The organism is Aminobacter sp. 01T433 (assembly GCF_056398585.1).
This window is the reverse complement of the sequence record NZ_JBFTPR010000030.1, coordinates 1-18,418: the sequence shown is the minus strand read 5'-3', so window position 1 is coordinate 18,418 and position 18,418 is coordinate 1. Positions and strand designations below refer to the sequence as shown.

Here is an 18,418-nt window from a genome sequence, read left to right as displayed (position 1 = left end):
GTCCTCCCGGCTCCGCGTCAGACGCGCGCCGACAAACCAGTGTCGATTGCATTGGGGAAATGGCAGGCTACCGAATGCCCGCCGCCGTGGTCGGCGAGCGGTGGTTCCTCCTGCGCGCAGATGGGCTGTGCCATGGGGCAGCGTGTACGAAAGCGGCAGCCTGAGGGTGGATTGAGCGGGCTTGGAAGATCGCCCTTCAGCACGATGCGCGAGCGCGTCCTCTCCAGCTTCGGGTTGGCGAGCGGAACCGCCGACATCAATGCCTGCGTGTAAGGGTGCATCGGCGCGCGATAGAGGAGTGACTTCGGAGCGATCTCGACGATCTTGCCAAGATACATCACTGCCACCCGGTGCGAGATGTGTTGCACGACCGACAGGTCATGGGCGATGAACACATAGGCCGTGCCCATCTCGCGCTGGATGTCCTTGAGCAGATTGAGCACGCCAGCCTGTACGGAGACGTCGAGCGCGGATACCGGTTCGTCGAGGACCAGTAGTTCCGGCTTCAGCGCGAGAGCGCGAGCGATGACGACGCGTTGGCGCTGGCCGCCCGAAAGCTCGTGCGGGTAGCGCTGCCCGTGCTCCGGGTTCAGTCGTACGAGTTCCAGCATTTCCGCCACGCGAAGTTTTCGTTGCGCAGTATTGAGATCGCTGATGCGAAGCGGCTCGGCGACGTTCTCGGCCACCCGCATACGTGGGTGGAGCGATGCGTAAGGGTCCTGGAAGACAAGCTGGATATTGCGACGCAGCCGCCGCATCTCGGTGGGATTGGCCAGGTTGATGTTCTGGCCGTGGAAGAGTGTCTCGCCGCTGCTGGGCTCGATCAGCCTGAGGATGCACCTGCCGAGGGTGGATTTTCCGCAACCCGACTCGCCTACTAACCCGAGTGTCTCGCCTGCATTGACGTCGAACGACACGCCTGCGACCGCGTTGACGTGCGCGACTTCCCGTTCGAACAGGAGGCCGCCGGTGACCGGGAAGCGCTTGGTCAGTTCTCGAACGGAGAGAATGGCTTGTTGCGTCATGCTGCGCTCTCGGTTGGAAGGGTGGCAAAGTGGCAGGAAGCGCTGTGGTCTCCGAAGTCACGCAGCACGGGCGCAGTGGTTCGGCAGATAGATTGGGCCTGCGGGCAACGCGGATGGAAGGCGCAACCACCGGGAAGCTTGCCCAAGGGGGGCGGCGAACCATCAATGGAAAAGAGCCGGTCCTTTTCCTCGGCCATGTCGGGAATGGATGCGATGAGGCCACGCGTGTAGGGATGGCTCGGGCGCTCGAAGAGATCGTCGATGCTCGCCTGCTCCACAACCTCTCCCGAATAGACCACGGCAACGCGGTCCGCATGGCCGGCAAGGACGCCGAGGTCATGTGTGATGAGGACCAGGCCGAGGTTCAGCCGCTTCTGGAGGTCGCTCAGGACATCCATGATCTGGGCCTGGACGGTCACGTCGAGCGCTGTGGTAGGCTCGTCGGCGATCAAGAGGTCCGGGTCGTTTGCAACCGCCATCGCAATCATCACGCGCTGGCGCATCCCGCCTGAAAACTCATGGGGAAACTGGTGGATGCGGCGGTCGGGCTGCGAGATGGCGACGAGCGCCAAGAGCTCCACCGCACGGTCGAGCGCGGCCTTTTTCGAGACTCCCGGATTGTGGAGCAGGATCGTCTCGGCAATCTGGGCGCCAACGGTCATGACTGGGTTCAGTGATGAAAGCGGATCCTGGAAGATCATGGCGATGCGCGAGCCACGGAGCTTGCGCAATTCGCGCCTGGGCATTCCGACAAGCTCCTGTCCCTTGAACTTCGCGGATCCCTGGACCCGCGCCGTCTTTGCCTGCAGGCCGAGCGCGGCTAGCATGCCGACCGACTTGCCAGAACCCGACTCGCCGACGATACCCAGTACCTCGCCGTGATCGACGTGGAGGTTGATGCCGCGCACAGCCTCGAAATGGTGGCCATGGCGGCCGAAGGAGACACGCAGATCTTGCACGGAGAAGAGCGGTTCTTGCTGCATGTCGGTCCTCATTTGGACTTCGGGTCGAAATAGTCGTGCAGACCGTCACCAATGAAGTTGAAGCCGAGCACGATTGTCAGGATGGCGAGGCCCGGTCCGAACGCGACCCACCAGGAATAGAATTGGGACGCGCCATCGGAGATCATCGACCCCCATTCCGGAGTAGGCGGCGTGGCGCCAAGGCCGATGAAGCTCAGCGACGCGGCAAGCAGGATGACCTGGCCGAGGTCCATCGTTGCGCTGATAAGCACAGGCGTCCAGCACAGCGGCAGGATATGTTTCAGGAGCACACGAGGCTTGCTTGCGCCGGCTGCGATGGCAGCTTCGACATGCTCGCGCTCCCGGACTTCCAGAACCTGGGCGCGCATGAGGCGGGCATAGATCGGCCACCACACGATGATCATGGCGACAGTGGCGTTCTCGAGGCCAGGCCCAAGCGAAGCAGCAACCGCCATGGCTAGCAGCATCGGCGGGAATGACAAGGTGACGTCCACCAGCCGCATGATCGCCGATCCAAACACGCCGCCGACAAAGCCGGATATTGCGCCAAGGGCCGCGCCGATCCCAACCGAAAGGGTGACCACGATCATGGCGATGGGCAGTGAATGCCGTGCGCCATGGAGTGTGCGGCTGAGCACATCGCGCCCCAGTGCATCGGTTCCCAGCCAATGTTCCCAGCTCGGCGCCTGCAGCCGACGACCCACCATATCGAGCGGATTGTACGAGGTCATGAGCGGCGCGAGAAACGTCACTGCCAGCCAGAAGAGGACGATTGCGAAACCGATGGCCAGTGGAAGCGATATCCAGTGGGCTCGTCTTAGCGAGGAGAGTGTCAATGCGGTCAAGGTCTTATCCCAGACGGACGCGTGGGTTGGCGATGACGTAGGCGACGTCGGTAATGAGGTTGGTCACTAGGAAGACGACGCCGCCGACGATGGTCACGCCAATGATGGCAGGGAAGTCGAGACCCCTGGCGGCATCCACGGCGTAGGATCCCATGCCGGGCCACGAGAAGATGGTCTCGGTGAGCACCGCACCGGTCAGCAGGTAGGCGAAGGAGTAGCCGATGACCGTGAGGGTGGGCACGAGCGTGTTGCGAAGCGCGTGGCGGATGACGACGCGCAGTTCGCCGGCCCCTTTGGAGCGAGCAGTGAGGATGAATTCGCGATCGAGAACTTCGAGCATGTTGGCTCGCACGAGGCGCGAAATCGTGCCCGCCACTGCCCAGCCAAGCACGAAGGCAGGCAGAATCAGGTGCCATAGGGCATCGGCGAAGAGCTTGACGTTTCCGGCCAGCAACGTGTCGATGGTCATGAAGCCAGTGATCCTCGGCGGCAGTGCTGCGCGCGGATCAAGCCGGCCGGGGCCGGGAAGGATGCCCCACTTCACCGAGAACACGTAGAGAAGTGCCAGCCCGAGCCAAAAAACCGGGATAGAGGAGCCGAATAGCGCGAAGAAACGCGCCAGATGGTCGATTGGTGTGTTGCGATAGTAGGCCGCTAGCATTCCGAGCGAGATGCCAATCGTGGAGCCTACGATCATGGCGGCGATCACCAGTTCCATCGTTGCGGGAAGCCGGAACATGACGTCCTGCGCGACCGGGCGGCGGGTGATGAATGACGTGCCCATATCGCCGGTGACGAGGTTCTGGACATAGATCAAGTATCGTTCAGGCAGGCTGCGATCGAGGCCCCAACGGGCCTTGGCGGCGGCGACTGCCTCCGGGTCATTCATCTGCCGGTCGGAGACGATGGCTGCCAGCGGATCGCCCTTGGTCACCGTCGTCAGCAGAAAGGCAAGCGTGATGATGCCCAGCACCAAGAACGGCATAGTGATGAGGCGGCGCAGTATGTAACGTATCAAGGAACTGATCCTTATGCCGGGATTCTCCGTGCACCGGTCGGGTGCAGGACGACGGGTATGACGACAATATTGACAACAGCGGGAGCGCGCGTCAACATAAATGAAATTAAATTCCAATAGTGACCGAACGAGCGGTCGAGATTCTCTGGTTTGGCGGCGGTACTGGGGAGAGGTCGAAAATGCGTAAGCGGACAAAACCGATCGAGGGGGGGGATGTTGCCGAGGGCAGCAACCCTGCGGCGTCGTTGACACGTGGGCTTGAAATCCTGCGGGCCTTCACGGCTGACGACGGTACGCTCGGAAACCAGGACCTGCTCGAACGAACTGGACTGCCCAAGGCGACGGTCTCCCGACTGACGGCCACTCTCGTGAACCTTGGCTATCTCAACTATGACGATACTCTCGGCCGCTACAGCATCGGCCCTGCAACCATATCGCTCGGCTATTCTGCCTTGAGCTCCAATCCGGTGATCCACCTGGCCAGGCCACTAATGCAGGAACTGGCCGACAAGACCGGCGCGGCAGTGGCGTTAGGCACGCGCGACGGGCTGGAGATGGTCTACCTGGCTAATTGCAGGTCGATGTCGCCAGTGACGCTACGGCTGAACATTGGCTCCAGGGTTCCGATCTGCCGGACAGCCATGGGTCTTGCGTATCTTGCGGAGATGCATCCGGAAATTCGCGCCACCGTGGTGGAGCAGCTGCTGAAGGTCGAAAAGGACAAGGACGCGCTTGTGGCGCTCATCGACAAGTCGCTCGAGGATTATCAACGAGATGGCTTCGTCAGTGTTTTCGGCACGTGGCACAGCTACATCAATGCGGTTGGCGTAGCGTTCCGGCCAACGGATGGGTCGCCATTGGTTGCGCTGACATGCGGCGGCATCGTCGACCTCCTGCCGAAGGAACTGTCCCGCAACACGGTTGGCCCCGAGCTGGTGCGCTTGACGCAACGCCTGCGCGCCAGCCTTGCCGGGCAACCTGACCTTTTGCCCTTCCCAGTCTCTGCTCCCGCCTGGAATACCTCGGCGGAATAGACTTCGCTTCAAAGGATCTGTCATGCCAGTCAATGTCATCTTCCCCAAGGTTAGCCTCGAAATGGCAAGCGGCAGCATTTCACGCTGGCACGTCAAGGAAGGTGACACGGTTGCCACAGGACAGGTTCTCTTCGAGATCGACAACGACAAGGCGGCCGTCGAGGTGGAATCCCCTGGGGCAGGGATTATCCGCAATCTTGTGGTCAGCGACACCGAGGTCGACGTAGGCGCGGAGGTCGCGCGAATCTTTGCGTTGGACGAGGTTGGCGCCGACAGTCCTGCTGCCCCGGCCGGGCCGCTGGAACTGGAAGCCGCCGCGCCGGCCGTCGCCGCACACCATGCTTCGGCGCCCGCCCGTTCCACGTCGCGTCACGCTGCTCCCAATCCGACGCCACTCGCTCGACGTCTCGCGCAGGAGCATGGCATCCACCTAGAGGGACTGAAGGGGACGGGTCCGCACGGGCGGGTACAGAAGAAGGATGTTCTGGCCGGACTTGCAGGGTTCGCGGTGGCGGCGCCAGCGGCCTCCGGCGATTTGGTGACGAAGCCCTCACGTCCAGGGCAGGGAGGCAGCCAGCTTCTCAATGCCGTTTGGCTGCGCCAGGGCGCAGGGTTTGCGGTTGTGATGCTGCATGGCTTCAGCGGCGACCTGAATAACTGGCGCGGTCTCTTTGCCGGCGGGCGCAGCGAGTTCCCGGCCCTTGCCCTCGACTTGCCCGCCCATGGGCAATCTCCGCGTGACGTTCCGGATGATCTGGATGAGATGGCTGAGCTGGTCGAGGCGACGCTTGCGGCCGAAAAGGTCGGGCCGATGGTGCTCGCGGGCCATTCTTTCGGTGGCGCGCTCGCGGCACGCGTGGCCCGGCGGGCCCAAGTCGATGTCCGCGGCCTTTGCCTTTTCGCTCCTGCCGGTCTCGGACCGGAGATCAATGCTCCCTTCACCGAAGGCATCTTGAGGGCGCGCAGCATCGAAAGCCTGCGGCCCTGGCTGGAGATGTTGGTTCATGATCCGGCGACGATTTCAGACGCCTTCGTGCGTTCGATCGTTCAGCAGCGAAAGGATGAGGGTCTGACGGCGGCCATGACGGGTTTTGCCAACCGCTTCTTCCCTGATGGGACGCAGAGCTTCTCGGTTGCAGCTGATATCGCCAAGCTGTCGCAGATCGTCCGCATTGTCTTCGGGCGACAGGATCGCGTGCTGCCTTTCGGTTCCACACGCGGATTGCCCGACAACGTGGCGCTGCACGCCTTCGACCGTTGCGGGCACATGCCCCATCTGGAAAAGCCGGAGCTCGCGCTGCGTATCCTCAGCGAGGTCTGGCGCAGCGCCTGAAGGCTATTGCTGGCCGTAGGTGCCGTAACGGCTGTGTACCTCGGTCAGCTCTTCCTCCCTCAGCAGCACTGGTTCGCCTGCCTCACAGGCAAGAAGGTACTGGCGCGCCAGCATCTCAAGCTTTTCTGCCCGCGCGAGCGCCGCGGCAAGGTCGCGGCCCGTAGTGACGATCCCGTGGTTCGACATGAGACAGGCGGAGTAGGTTGTGCCCATGGCCGCGACGACTGTCTCTGCCAGCGCCGGTGTGCCGAAGCAGGCATAAGGCGCGCATGGGATGATGTTTCCGCCAAACGCGGCGATCATGTAGTGAAAAGGCGGCATGGGCCGCCTGAGCGCCGCCAGGGCCACGCAATTGTCCGGGTGGGCATGAACAACTGCTCCGGCCGATGTCGTCTGATAGAGCCGGGAATGGATCGCCCACTCGGAAGAGGGTTTCCAGCGGCCCTCCCAGTTTCCCTCAAGGTCCATCTCCACGATCTGCTCCGGGCCCAAGTCTTGGGGTTGAATGCCGGTGGGGGTGATCAGCATGCCCTCGCCATGGCGGAGGCTCAGATTGCCGGCTGTGCCGCTGTTGAGCTTCAGCTCAACGGTCTTCAACGTAGCTTCAATCAGCGCGACGCGGGGATCAGATGGAACCGGCATTTGGTTGTCTCCTTCGACTAAGCTTTCATCAATTCAAGGGCTCTCAGCAGGATGTCTTCGCCGCCGAGCTTGCCTGGTTTCAGGTAGAGCGAGATCGGCCGCGGGCCTTCCGCCACGCAGAGGCCCGTGCCGATTGGACCTTCAGGAAATGCGCGGACGGCACTGATGCCCAGTGCCGAGACGACCGCCCCCGAGGTTTCGCCACCGGCGACGACGAAGCGGTTGATGCCTCGGTCATGCAACCCTTTGGATATTGCTCCCAGTAGATGCTCGGCCTGCCGCGCCGCGCCGAGTGGGCCAAGCGCCCGTTGTGCGCGTTCGACGCCTTCCGCATCCGTCGCCGTGGAGATGGCAAAAGGCTTGGCTCCGATAAGCGGCGTTGCCCAATCAAGTGCAGCTGCGATTGACGCCGGTTGTCCGCGCGGATCGAGAAGGTCCACGGTCAGGACCGGATGGGCCTCGCCAAACACATCCAGCTGCCTGAGGATAACTGGGCCGACGGTGCCGGCAATGACAGCTGCCGGGCCGACAGCATGACGAGGCACTGGCACCGGCCTTGCACGTGCGGATGCTGCGATCCGGCAGGCGTAGGCGATAATCAGCGGATCGCTCGCTACCACCACACTGGGCCGCGTACAGGCCAGTTCGGCAGCGGCATCCACGTCGCCATCGTCTGTCATGTCGAAAAGCACATGGCCAGCGCCAGCCGCCGCAAAGGCATCGACTGCCTCTCGCATGATATCGGCGCCCTTGAGCAGGGTAGCGTGATTGACGAGCGCGATCGGATGTTGCGTCTGGAGCGACAAGAATCGCACTAGATCCGGGTCAGGCATTGGGGTCAGCGGATCGAAACGCTTGATCGATTCCGACACGAGCCGGCCGCGGTAGAAAAGATACCCCTGATGCACGGTGGTGCCGTAGCGGGGAAAGCCCGCGCTCATCAGTGCCGGCCGCAATCCTAGCCGGTCCGCGAGGTAGTCAGCGGCCGGCCCGATGTTGCCTTCTTCTGTCGAGTCGAACGACGCGCAGGCCTTGTAGGCGAGCCGCTCATAACCGGCTTCGACGAAGGCATCGGCCATGCGGGCCAGATCGGACAGGGCGTCCGCGCGCGAGATGGTGCGGGTCCGCGTGCCGGCCACCATCACCGGCGCATCGGGGACAATGGCGGCTGGATCGAAGACGACGGGACAGTAGATCCCGGCGCTTTCGATGTAGCCCGCTACCATGAGCGCGCCGGTAAAGTCGTCCGCGACGACGCCGAGAAACTGGCTCATGGTTGCCTTAGGCGTTCATCATTTCGCGCGCGATGATGATCTGCTGGATCTGCGAGGTGCCTTCGTAAAGCCTGAACAGGCGGACATCGCGATAGAAGTGCTCCACCGGATACTCCTGCATGTACCCAGCACCGCCATGAATCTGCACCGCACGATCGGCGACGCGTCCCACCATTTCGGAGCAGAACAGCTTGGCGCTGGCAGCCTGCTGGATGATACGCTCGCCGGTATCGAAGCGGCGGGCGGCTTCCAGCACCATGGAGTGGCCTGCGAACGTTTCCGTTGCGCTGTCGGCAAGCATTGCCTGAATGAGCTGGTGCTCGGCGATAGGCTTGCCGAATTGCACGCGGGTGCGGGCGAAGGAGACGGATTCATCACAGAGCCGTTGCGCCGCACCGGTGCAGACCGCGGCGATGTGCAGCCGGCCGCGATTGAGAACTTTCATCGCAGTCTTGAAGCCCTGACCTTCAACGCCGCCGATGACGGCATCGGCCGGCACGCGGCAATTCTCGAAAATGACATCGCAGGTCCGTGTGCCGCGCTGACCCATCTTCTTGTCGCTGGCTCCGAGGCTGATTCCCTTTGAGTTGCTCGGCACGAGGAACGCCGAGACCCCGTTCGGTCCGGATCCGCCTGTCCGCGCCATGACGGTGAATACGTCCGCAACGGGAGCGTTGGTGATGAAGCGCTTGGTTCCGTTCAGGACGTAATGGTCGCCGTCGCGAACGGCGGTTGTTCTGACCGATCCGGCGTCCGAGCCCACGTCAGGCTCGGTCAAAGCGAAAGAGCCGATGACCTCGCCTGTCGCCATGCGTGGCAGCCAGTATTCCTTCTGTGCTGCAGTTCCGTCGACGATGATGCCCTGGGAGCCGATGCCGTTGTTCGTGCCGATGACTGATCGGAAGGCGGGCGAAGTGTAGCCGAGTTCGAACGCTACGGTCACTTCCTCCTCCATCGTCAGGCCGAGCCCGCCGAACTCTGCCGGTATCGACAGGCCGAACAGGCCGAGTTCGCGCATCTCGTCGATGAGTTCCGCAGGAATCGCGTTTTCTTCTTCGACCCGCGCTTCTGCCGGCACCAATCGCTCGCGCACGAAACGCTGCACGGTGTGCGTGAGCGCGTCCAACAGGCTGGCGTCCCTGATCATCGAACTATCCCTTATCGAACCCGAAAATTTTTGTTGCGTCCAAAGGCTGGCACAGCTTAGTGTGCCGTTCAACAGAAATCGGAATTTATTTCCATAAACAAGATGGGCAGTGCAAATCTTGGCACTGTCCCTCCGATTAAGGCTGCACCGGAGGAACTATGGCCCGCCAGATACCACTGACCCCATCGGCCGCCTGGTTCCATCTGGAACTCGACGAGGCCGACTGGAAGGACGAGAAGGCACAGGATCTGATCCACTGGTATGGGCAGATGCTGCTGATCCGACGCTTCGAGGAGAAGCTGCTCGATCTGGAGAAGGCCGGCCTGATCCATGGTCCGGCGCATGCGAGCATCGGCCAAGAGGCGGGAGCGGTTGGCGCCATGTCGGTGCTCGGCGCCGGCGACAAGATCAACGGCACGCATCGCGCACACCACCAAGTCTTGATGAAGCTGGTGAACACTGAAGTGCCGGAAGGCTTCGATATCCGCAAGGATGAGTTCACGCCGGGCATGGACGAAGCTGTCTATCGCTTCATGGCGGAGATCATGGGACTGGCGCCCGGCTACTGCGGCGGGCGTGGCGGTTCCATGCACATGCGCTTCGCCGATGCCGGGGTCGTGGGCACCTCGGCTATCGTGGGCGGCAATCCGCCCCACGCGGTCGGCTATGCGCTGGCCGACAAGATGCTGGGACGTGACCAGGTTTCGGTCGCCTTCTTCGGCGACGGAGCCACGCAAAATGGCGCAAGCTATGAGGCGATGAACATCGCCGCCGCCCAAAGCCTTCCCGTCATCTTCTTCATCGAAAACAATCTCTACGGCGTTTCCACCCGCATCTCCGACGTGACGCGGGAGACCCGCCTGTCCTCGCGCGGTGCGATGCTGGGCATTACCTCCATCGAATGCGACGGCATGGATGTGGTGGCAGTTCACCGCGCCATGGCCGAGGCACGCAGGCTGATCCGCGAGGAACGAGGCCCGGTCGTCGTAGAGGCGCTATGCTACCGGCATTTCCACCAGTCCGGCGGCCGCAGCGGCAGTGATTTCGGCTATCGCACCAAGGAGGAAGAGGCCGAATGGCGCGAGCGGGATCCGGTCACGCTTGCCAAGGAAAGACTAACGTCGCTCGGCTATCTTTCTGCGGAAGAGCTCACCCATATCGACCAGGTGGTGACGGATCGCGTCGCCGCTGCAGCGACGCGATTGACCGAACCGGTGCCCGGTGGAAATGCGCTACGCATCCCTGATCGTCTGTGGCCGGATGCCGGCAGCCGGGATCGTGGGATCTTGGGAGATCTGTCCGAACTCGGCGGCAAGCGTATGCTGGACCACCACCAGCTCAACGGACACCAACTGGAAAAGGTGAAATTCGTTACGGCTGCTTCCGAGACGATCGCATCGGCAATGGAACGCGACCCGACCATCATCGTCATGGGCGAGGACGTCCATCAGATGCGCGGCGGTGTCAGCGGCTTTACCAAGGGCGCGCTGGAGCGCTGGCCGGGCCGCGTGCTGCCGATGCCGATCGCCGAGAACGGCTTCACAGGCGTTGCGCTGGGTGCTGCGCTCAACGGGCTTCGGCCCATCGTCGAGATCATGTTCGGCGACTTCTGCTTCACCGCCGCCGACCAGATCGCTCACGGTGTCGGCAAGGTGCGCCATATGTTCGGCGATGGCTTTCCCGTTCCGCTGGTGATGCGCATACGCGTTTCCCCGCATACCGGCTACGGATCGCAGCATTCGGGCGACCCTTCAGCATTGTTCGGCTTGTTTCCGGGTTGGCGCATCGTCACGCCGTCGACGGCTTTCGACTACATTGGGCTGATGAACTCGGCTCTTGCCTGCAACGATCCGGTCGCCATCATAGAGCATACCGAGCTCTACCAGCGCGAGTTCGAGGTTCCGCAGGGCGATCGTGACTACTGCATCCCCTTCGGCTCTGCCCGCATTGTGAAACCCGGAACCGCCTGCACCGTGCTCGCTACCTCGGTCATGGTCCAGAATGCCGCAAAGGCGGCGCAGGAAGCCGGCGTCGATGCCGAGATCATCGACCTGCGCAACATCGACCATCACGGCATGGACTGGGATCTGATCGGCTCGTCGATCGACAAGACTGGCCGCGTGGTCATCGCCGAGCAGACGGCACGCAGCCTTTCCATGGGCGCCACCTGGGCAGCAGAGATTCAGGAGCGCTTCTTCGACTGTCTCGATCACGAAGTCCTGCGCGTTGCGGGCGGACTTGCTGCCCCAACCGTGTCGGCAGTCCTCAACCGCGCTGCGCTCGGGTCGGTCGACGATGTCAGGGAAGCACTTCTGAGAATTGCGGAAAAATAGTGGAACACGGGCATCCGCGGCCCGACAACAATGGAGGTACAAGCAGTGAAACGACTAGGCCTGAGAAAATCCAAGATTGCCCTGCTGTCGATGGCACTTGCCGCGACCGTATTGTACGGCCCGGCGCAGGCAGAAGAGCGTGCCCTGGTGATCGCGCGCGACATGGACGTCAATTCGCTCGATCCGGCACGCGCATGGTGTGACACCTGTCAGATCTACAACACGTCCGTCTATGAGCAGCTCGTCACGCTCGACAAGGACAACAAGGTTGTTCCGGTCTTGGCTAAGAGCTGGGAAATCAACAAGGAGCAGACTCAGCTCACCTTCAAGCTGGACCCCGCCGCGAAGTTCTCCGACGGCTCGCCTGTCGAAGCCAAGGACGTGAAATGGTCGTTCGAGCGGCTGAAAAACATCAAGGGCAACGGTGCATTCCTGGCTGACCCGATCGCCTCGATCGATACCCCGGATGCACAGACGGTCGTCGTCCATCTGTCGGCGCCTAATTCCGAATTCCTCAACCAGGCCGCCGCAGGTTTCCTGTCTGTGATCAACAGCGACGTCGCCTCGGCCGAAGGCGCTCTTTCCGACGCTACGGCGGTGGACAAGGACACCTCGGAAAACTGGTTCCTGACCCACTCTGCCGGCAGCGGCCCGTTCGTGCTGGCATCCTATGAGCCGAACGCCGAACTCAGGCTCAAGCGCAACGAAAACTACTGGCGCAAGGCGCCGGCTGTGCCGGAAGTGGTGTTCCGCCAGGTCAAGGACGCAGTGGCGCAGGCGCAGATGCTGCAGTCGGGTGCCGCCGACATCGCCATGCAAATCGATCCCGAGACCGCCAAGACGCTACAAGGGTCCAACGTTACGGTCGAGCAGGTGCCATCGTACAATTACGTCTATATCGCCCTGTCGCCGGGCGCTAAGGCGAACACCGTCAAGTTGACGCCGGAAGTGCGCGAGGCCATCTCTATCGCCATCGACCGCACCTCGCTGATCGACTTTACGCTCGGTGGCGCGGGCCGGCCAATTGCAACGCCCATCCCCCTCGGTTTCCCCGGTGGAGATAACCACGAGATTCCGGCATACAATCCTGACAAAGCCAAGGAACTGCTTGCCAAGGCAGGCGCGGCCGACGGCTTCACCATCAAGTCGATCTATCCCGACATGAACGTCTATGGCGTCGACTTCTCGCTGATGATGCAGAAGATCCAGCAGGATCTGGCGAAGGTCGGCATCAAGGTCGAGCTCTCGCCGGTGCCGTTTGCGAACTGGCGTGAGGCAGCCAATGGCGACCACATTCCGTTGACCGCCGTGTTCTTCGCACCCGATTTCTACGGCAGCTCGCAATATGTCGACGTCTTCGGACTGTCTGAGGGCTCGGTCTGGGCCAAGCGTGCCGGTTCTGCCACCGACCCGACGCTTGTCAACAACGAAACCGGCAAGCTGCTCAAGCAGGCTCTTGCAGCTCCGACGGTCGCGGATGCCGACAAGCTGTGGTTTGAAGCCGGCCAGCAGATGGCCAACGATCGCATCATCATCCCGATGGTCAGCCCGAACCTGATCCTGGCACATGGCCCGAACGTCAAGGGCATGCGCTACAGCGCTTGCTGCAACCTGCCGCTGGCCGAAATCTCGAACTGATCGGTTACTAGAAGGGAGGCCGCAAGCCTCCCTTCTTTTCCATGGAGGACATCATGAACATCAGCCTGCCGAACAGCCGCGACGCCGAACTTCTGGCGCGAGCCCAGAGGGTGGTGCCGAACGGCATGTGGGGCCATATGGCGACCCGCGCCATTGGGCCGGGCTACCCCCAATTCTTTGCTAGGTCCGAAGGTTGCCGGGTCTGGGACGTCGATGGAAACGAGTATATCGATTTCATGTGTGCCTGGGGCCCCAACGTCCTTGGCTACCACCATCCCGAAGTAGACGCCGCAGCGATGGCGCAGCTCAAGAACGCCGACATAAGCAACGGTCCGACCGAGGTCATGGTCGAACTCGCCGAGCTTCTGGTGGATACCGTTGACCATGCCGACTGGGCGATGTTCCAGAAGAACGGCACCGATGCCACCACGGCCTGTGTCACGATCGCGCGCGCCACGACCGGCAAGCGCAAGATCCTTGTCGCGCGCGGAGCATATCATGGCGCGGTGCCGTGGTGCTCTCCCTCGCTGATCGGCGTGACCGCGGAAGACCGGGCGCATCTGGTCATCTTTGAATTCAACGACCCGGCGAGCCTCGACGAAGCGGTGGCCGCCGCGGGCGACGACCTTGCCGGCATCGTGCTCACGGCCTTCCGGCATGACGTCAACCGTGACCAGGAACTGCCCGATCCGGATTTCCTCAAGCATGCACGTGCGATCTGCGACAGGACGGGCGCTGCATTGATCATCGACGATGTGCGGGCAGGTTTCCGTCTCGATGTGCGCGGAAGCTGGGCGAGGTACGGCGTCAAGGCGGATCTGGGCGCTTACTCCAAAGCGATCGCAAACGGCTGGCCGCTTGCCGCCGTGGCCGGAAGCGAGCGCATGCGTGAAGGCGCATCGAAGGTATTCGTCACCGGGTCCTTCTGGTACGGCGCGGCCGCAATGGCTGCGAGCCTGAAGACGGTGCAAATCCTTCGCGACACCGATGCATTGGCCCACACCGAGGCAATGGGCCTGCGTTTCCGTGACGGCCTTAATGCGGTGGCCAAGCGGCACGGCTTCAGCCTGCGTCAGACCGGGCCAGCGCAGATGCCGATGGTTCTGTTCGACGGTGACAAGGACCTGCAGATCGCCAATGCCTTCTGCGCGGCCGCTCTCCGCCACGGCGTCTATCTGCACCCGAAGCACAACATGTTCCTGTGTGCGGCACACCAGCCAGCAGACATTGACCGTGCGATCGAGGGGGCTGATGCAGCCATGAAGCAAGTCGTGGAACTCGGACTTCAGCCCGAGTGAAAGGCCACAAGCCGCGCCGGAGCAATCGACGGCGCGGCTTACGTCAAGCAACATACCGAAACCAGCGTGACCGAGGCTTCGCCCATGTCCTATACTGACCACATCTTCGTCGACTATCAGAAGCGCGTTAAGGCGCTCGAAGCGAGCAACAACCCCTTCGCCCAAGGTATTGTCTACGTCGAAGGAGAGTATGTGCCCCTGAAAGAAGCGCGCATTCCGATCCTGGACCAGGGCTTCCTCCACTCGGACCTGACCTATGATGTGCCTGCCGTCTGGGACGGCCGCTTCTTCCGCCTGGACGACCACCTCGACCGCTTCGAGCGCAGCTGCGAGCGCCTGCGCCTAAAGAGCCCGCTGTCGCGCCAGGAAATCCGCGACCGCCTGGTCGAGATGACTGCGAAAAGCGGCATCCGCGATGCCTATATGATGCTGATCGTGACCCGCGGCCTACGCTTCATTCGCCAGTATGCGCCGGAGGAATGCGAGAACTTCTGCTACCTGATGGTCATGCCCTACATGTGGGTCATGAACGAGGAGACGCAGAAGACTGGCGGCAGCGCCGTCATCGCGCGCACCGTTCGCCGCGTGCCTCCAGGTGCCATCGACCCGACCGTGAAGAACCTGCAGTGGGGTGATTTCACGCGCGGCTTGCTGGAAGCGCGCGATCGCGGGGCGATGTACCCGATTCTGACCGACGGCGACGCGAACCTGACCGAGGGCTCGGGATTCAACATCATCCTGATCAAGGACGGCAAACTCTATACGCCTAAGAAGGGCGTACTTGAGGGCGTCACGCGCAAGTCGGTGCTCGCTGTCGCCGAGAAGCTTGGCTACCCCCATACGATTGACGACGTGCCGGTGGAGTTGGCTTACGATTGCGATGAACTCCTCTTCGTGACGACGGCCGGCGGCGTGATGCCTGTCACCACGCTCGACGGCCAGCCGGTGGGCGATGGCAAGGTGGGTCCGATCAGCCAGGCGCTGTGGAAGGGCTACTGGGATGCCCATCGCGATCCCGAGGTCAGTTTCGCGATCGAGTACCGCGACTGACATCAAATCCGGGGCGCTGCCCCGGATCATCTTGCTGGGAGGAACTCATGGGATTTCTGGATTACAAGGTGAGGCCGCGCATTTTGGTGGTCGGCAATGGTCACACCTACGACCGTACCGGCCTCATGGCCATGTTCGAAAGCTTCGAGGGGACGGAGGCTTTCCTTGTCGAACATCCGCTGGCTGAGCGCGTGCTCAACCCAGAAAACCTGAGCGACGTCGACGCGGTGGTCCTTTATGACATGCCAGGTGGTAATCCGTGGGCCGGCCCGGGCTATGAGGTCCAGCCCACCGAGGAATTCAAACGTGGTTTCCACGCGTTGCTGGAAGCCGGAATGCCTATTGTGGCCCTGCATCACGCAATTGCGGCGTGGACTTCCTGGCCCGACTACGCCGAGGCACTGGGCGGCATTCTGCTCCACTTTCCCGGCACCGTGCGGGGCAAGCCGGTCATGGATGGCGGTACGAGGTTCGACGTGCCCATGACGATCAGCGCAGAGGATCCAGCCCATCCTCTGTTTGCGGGCTTACCGTCATCTTTCACTCTCGATGACGAGGCCTACCTCATGGAGGTCTTCGAAGACAGCATCGACACTGTTGCACGCTCGGATGTCGAGTTCAGCTGCCGTCATCTCTATTCGCTCAAGCTGGCAATGACCGGCGAGCGACGGTCGAACCGTGGCTGGGAGCGACCGCCCGGCAGCAACGTCGTCGCCTGGACCAAGCGAAGCATCAACAGCGCCGTCGCATATATCCAGCCGGGCCATTTCTCGCGCACGTTTGAAAATCCGAATTATCGGCGATTGGTGCGCAACGCGATCGAATGGTCGATGGCGCAGAGCTGGCGCAAGTGAGCATACCCGAGATGAAGCTCTTCATTTCGGTCGGCCCAAATCCGCGCATCGTGCGCATGTTCGCGGCTGAAAAGGACATTGCGCTTTCGGAACAATGGATCGACCTCGTTGCCGGCGAGAACCGCAGGCCGCCATTCATGTCGATCAATCCTGCTGGCCAGCTGCCAGTCCTCGAGACCTCGACAGGCCAAGCCATCGCCGAGACAACAGCCATCTGCGAATTCCTGGAAGAGAAGTTTGGTGGGCCGAAGCTGCTGGGCGAGAGTGCCGAGGAGCGCGCTCAGGTTCGGATGTGGGCGCGGCGCGTCGATCTTGGTTTCTGCGAACCTGTGACCGCTGCCTTCCGCTATGGTCCTGGGCTCGGCGTGTTCAAGGATCGCGTCCATTGCATTCCCCATGCCGCGGCCGATATGGCCGAAATCGTGCGCGAGAATGCCGCCTGGATCGATGCGCAGCTTGGCGACCGGCCTTATCTTGCCGGCGACCGCTTCAGCCTAGCGGACATCGTGCTCTACTGTTTCGCCGATTTCGCTGCTCGGCGCGCGGCCTTGCCGTTCGACCCAGCGCTGACACGCCTTGCCAGCTGGTTCGCGCGCGTCGACGAACGTCCCTCGGCGCAACAGACCGCAGCAATCGCTTACGGCGCGCGACCAAATTGACCAGCATCCGCCCCCCGAGGCCGGCCATATCGCAATCCCAAGGGGGACAATTTTTGACCACCAATTACGACGTCATCATCATCGGCTCTGGTCCCGGCGGCTACTTCGCGGCGATCCGCGCCGCCCAGCTTGGCCTCAAGACCGCGATCGTCGAGCGCGAGCATCTGGCAGGCATCTGTTCCAACTGGGGCTGCATCCCGACCAAGGCGCTGCTGCGTTCTGCCGAGGTTCTGCATCTGGCCGAGCATGCCAAGAATTACGGCCTGAAGCTTGAAGGCACGATCACCGCCGACCTGAAGGCCGTTGTCGACCGCTCGCGTGGCATTGCCCAGCGCATGAATGGCGGCGTCGGCTTCCTGATGAAGAAGAACAAGGTCGACGTCATCTGGGGCGAGGCCAAGCTCACCAAGCCCGGCCAGATCGTCGTGTCGAAATCGACCAAGAAGCCGATGGAGCCTCAGGCGCCGCTGCCCAAGAACACGCTGGGCGAGGGCACCTACAGTGCCAAGCACATCATCATCGCCACCGGTGCCAGGCCGCGCGCGCTGCCCGGCATCGAGCCCGATGGCAAGCTGATCTGGACCTATTTCGAGGCCATGGTGCCGCCGGAAATGCCCAAGTCGCTGCTGGTCATGGGCTCGGGCGCCATCGGCATCGAATTCGCTTCCTTCTACCGCACGATGGGCGTCGATGTGACGGTCGTCGAGGTGATGCCTGCGGTCATGCCGGTGGAAGATGCCGAAATCTCCGCCTTCGCCAAGAAGCAGTTCGAAAAGCAGGGCATGAAGATCCACTTGGAGGCCAAGGTCACCAAGGTCGAAAAGGGCGCGAACTCTGTCACGGCCCATGTCGAGATGAAAGATGGCAAGGTCGAGAAGATCACCGCCGATCGCATGATCTCGGCCGTCGGCGTCCAGGGCAACATTGAAAACATCGGCCTTGAGGCACTTGGCATCAAGACCGATCGCGGCTGCATCGTCATCGACGGTTACGGCAAGACCAACGTGCCGGGCATCTACGCCATCGGCGACGTCGCAGGTCCCCCGATGCTGGCCCACAAGGCCGAGCACGAAGCCGTCATTTGCGTCGAAAAGATCGCCGGCCTGCCCAATGTGCATCCGATGGACAAGCTGAAGATCCCGGGCTGCACCTATTGCAACCCGCAGGTCGCTTCCGTCGGCCTGACCGAAGCCAGGGCCAAGGCCGAGGGCAAGGACATCCGCGTCGGCCGTTTCCCCTTCGTTGCCAATGGCAAGGCCATTGCGCTCGGCGAAGACCAGGGCAT

Annotated in this window: 16 protein-coding genes; 9 read left to right on the top strand and 7 right to left on the bottom strand. The window is 62.2% G+C overall.

Annotated features, from left to right (window positions below; translation table 11 throughout):
* Positions 1-17 precede the first annotated feature (17 nt).
* From AC1DLV_RS28685 to AC1DLV_RS28670, 4 genes are read right to left on the bottom strand one after another with little or no spacing between them, the layout of a single operon-like run.
* Positions 18-1,025, bottom strand: a complete 1,008-nt coding sequence (locus AC1DLV_RS28685) for an ABC transporter ATP-binding protein (RefSeq protein ID WP_476803421.1) — start codon at positions 1,023-1,025, stop codon at positions 18-20.
* Entirely contained in the window at positions 1,022-2,020 is a 999-nt protein-coding gene (locus AC1DLV_RS28680) for an ABC transporter ATP-binding protein (protein WP_476803422.1), read from the bottom strand. The genes AC1DLV_RS28685 and AC1DLV_RS28680 overlap by 4 nt, the downstream gene beginning before the upstream one ends.
* Entirely contained in the window at positions 2,017-2,853 is an 837-nt protein-coding gene (locus tag AC1DLV_RS28675) for an ABC transporter permease (protein ID WP_476803423.1), read from the bottom strand. The genes AC1DLV_RS28680 and AC1DLV_RS28675 overlap by 4 nt, the downstream gene beginning before the upstream one ends.
* Positions 2,854-2,857: 4 nt before the next feature.
* A complete protein-coding gene (locus tag AC1DLV_RS28670; protein WP_476803424.1) occupies positions 2,858-3,871 on the bottom strand; it encodes an ABC transporter permease in 1,014 nt (337 codons plus the stop codon).
* Between the two features lie 179 nt (positions 3,872-4,050).
* On the opposite strand from AC1DLV_RS28670, the gene AC1DLV_RS28665 reads away from it, so the two are divergent.
* Together AC1DLV_RS28665 and AC1DLV_RS28660 are read left to right on the top strand one after the other, a co-directional pair.
* A complete protein-coding gene (locus tag AC1DLV_RS28665; protein WP_476803425.1) occupies positions 4,051-4,905 on the top strand; it encodes an IclR family transcriptional regulator in 855 nt (284 codons plus the stop codon).
* Positions 4,906-4,927: 22 nt separating this feature from the next.
* A complete protein-coding gene (locus AC1DLV_RS28660) occupies positions 4,928-6,238 on the top strand; it encodes an acetoin dehydrogenase dihydrolipoyllysine-residue acetyltransferase subunit (RefSeq protein ID WP_476803438.1) in 1,311 nt (436 codons plus the stop codon).
* A gap of 3 nt (positions 6,239-6,241) precedes the next feature.
* Here AC1DLV_RS28660 and AC1DLV_RS28655 read toward each other — a convergent pair whose 3' ends face one another.
* From AC1DLV_RS28655 to AC1DLV_RS28645, 3 genes are read right to left on the bottom strand one after another with little or no spacing between them, the layout of a single operon-like run.
* Complete coding sequence (locus tag AC1DLV_RS28655; RefSeq protein WP_476803426.1) at positions 6,242-6,880, bottom strand: class II aldolase/adducin family protein; 639 nt, start codon at positions 6,878-6,880, stop codon at positions 6,242-6,244.
* A gap of 17 nt (positions 6,881-6,897) precedes the next feature.
* The gene (locus tag AC1DLV_RS28650; RefSeq protein WP_476803427.1) at positions 6,898-8,154 is read right to left on the bottom strand and encodes a four-carbon acid sugar kinase family protein; all 1,257 of its coding nucleotides are present in this window, start codon (positions 8,152-8,154) and stop codon (positions 6,898-6,900) included.
* A gap of 7 nt (positions 8,155-8,161) precedes the next feature.
* Positions 8,162-9,301 (bottom strand): acyl-CoA dehydrogenase family protein, encoded by a 1,140-nt coding sequence (locus tag AC1DLV_RS28645; protein WP_476803428.1) that lies wholly within the window; start codon positions 9,299-9,301, stop codon positions 8,162-8,164.
* Between the two features lie 158 nt (positions 9,302-9,459).
* Between AC1DLV_RS28645 and AC1DLV_RS28640 the strand changes: the two genes are divergently transcribed.
* The 7 genes from AC1DLV_RS28640 to lpdA all read left to right on the top strand — a co-directional run.
* Positions 9,460-11,634: an alpha-ketoacid dehydrogenase subunit alpha/beta gene (locus AC1DLV_RS28640; RefSeq protein WP_476803429.1), complete on the top strand. Its 2,175-nt coding sequence runs from the start codon at positions 9,460-9,462 to the stop codon at positions 11,632-11,634.
* A gap of 30 nt (positions 11,635-11,664) precedes the next feature.
* Complete coding sequence (locus AC1DLV_RS28635; RefSeq protein WP_476803430.1) at positions 11,665-13,272, top strand: ABC transporter substrate-binding protein; 1,608 nt, start codon at positions 11,665-11,667, stop codon at positions 13,270-13,272.
* Positions 13,273-13,325: 53 nt separating this feature from the next.
* Complete coding sequence (locus tag AC1DLV_RS28630; RefSeq protein WP_476803431.1) at positions 13,326-14,570, top strand: aminotransferase class III-fold pyridoxal phosphate-dependent enzyme; 1,245 nt, start codon at positions 13,326-13,328, stop codon at positions 14,568-14,570.
* Between the two features lie 66 nt (positions 14,571-14,636).
* On the top strand, positions 14,637-15,620 hold the full coding sequence (locus AC1DLV_RS28625) for an aminotransferase class IV (RefSeq protein WP_476803432.1): 984 nt from the start codon (positions 14,637-14,639) through the stop codon (positions 15,618-15,620).
* 47 nt (positions 15,621-15,667) lie between these two features.
* Entirely contained in the window at positions 15,668-16,474 is an 807-nt protein-coding gene (locus AC1DLV_RS28620) for a ThuA domain-containing protein (protein ID WP_476803433.1), read from the top strand.
* On the top strand, positions 16,471-17,133 hold the full coding sequence (locus AC1DLV_RS28615; RefSeq protein WP_476836319.1) for a glutathione S-transferase family protein: 663 nt from the start codon (positions 16,471-16,473) through the stop codon (positions 17,131-17,133). Before AC1DLV_RS28620 ends, AC1DLV_RS28615 begins: the two co-directional genes overlap by 4 nt.
* A 53-nt stretch (positions 17,134-17,186) precedes the next feature.
* On the top strand, positions 17,187-18,418 hold a 1,232-nt coding region (lpdA, locus tag AC1DLV_RS28610), incomplete at its 3' end, for a dihydrolipoyl dehydrogenase (RefSeq protein ID WP_476803435.1).

What these genes read in the sequence shown, in the direction of transcription:
- AC1DLV_RS28685 (WP_476803421.1), bottom strand. Translation starts at nt 1,025, where the DNA reads ATGACGCAACAAGCCATTCTCTCCGTTCGAGAACTGACCAAGCGCTTC.
- AC1DLV_RS28680 (WP_476803422.1), bottom strand. Translation starts at nt 2,020, where the DNA reads ATGAGGACCGACATGCAGCAAGAACCGCTCTTCTCCGTGCAAGATCTG.
- AC1DLV_RS28665 (WP_476803425.1), top strand. Translation starts at nt 4,051, where the DNA reads ATGCGTAAGCGGACAAAACCGATCGAGGGGGGGGATGTTGCCGAGGGC.
- AC1DLV_RS28660 (WP_476803438.1), top strand. Translation starts at nt 4,928, where the DNA reads ATGCCAGTCAATGTCATCTTCCCCAAGGTTAGCCTCGAAATGGCAAGC.
- AC1DLV_RS28655 (WP_476803426.1), bottom strand. Translation starts at nt 6,880, where the DNA reads ATGCCGGTTCCATCTGATCCCCGCGTCGCGCTGATTGAAGCTACGTTG.
- AC1DLV_RS28650 (WP_476803427.1), bottom strand. Translation starts at nt 8,154, where the DNA reads ATGAGCCAGTTTCTCGGCGTCGTCGCGGACGACTTTACCGGCGCGCTC.
- AC1DLV_RS28645 (WP_476803428.1), bottom strand. Translation starts at nt 9,301, where the DNA reads ATGATCAGGGACGCCAGCCTGTTGGACGCGCTCACGCACACCGTGCAG.
- AC1DLV_RS28640 (WP_476803429.1), top strand. Translation starts at nt 9,460, where the DNA reads ATGGCCCGCCAGATACCACTGACCCCATCGGCCGCCTGGTTCCATCTG.
- AC1DLV_RS28635 (WP_476803430.1), top strand. Translation starts at nt 11,665, where the DNA reads ATGGAGGTACAAGCAGTGAAACGACTAGGCCTGAGAAAATCCAAGATT.
- AC1DLV_RS28630 (WP_476803431.1), top strand. Translation starts at nt 13,326, where the DNA reads ATGAACATCAGCCTGCCGAACAGCCGCGACGCCGAACTTCTGGCGCGA.
- AC1DLV_RS28620 (WP_476803433.1), top strand. Translation starts at nt 15,668, where the DNA reads ATGGGATTTCTGGATTACAAGGTGAGGCCGCGCATTTTGGTGGTCGGC.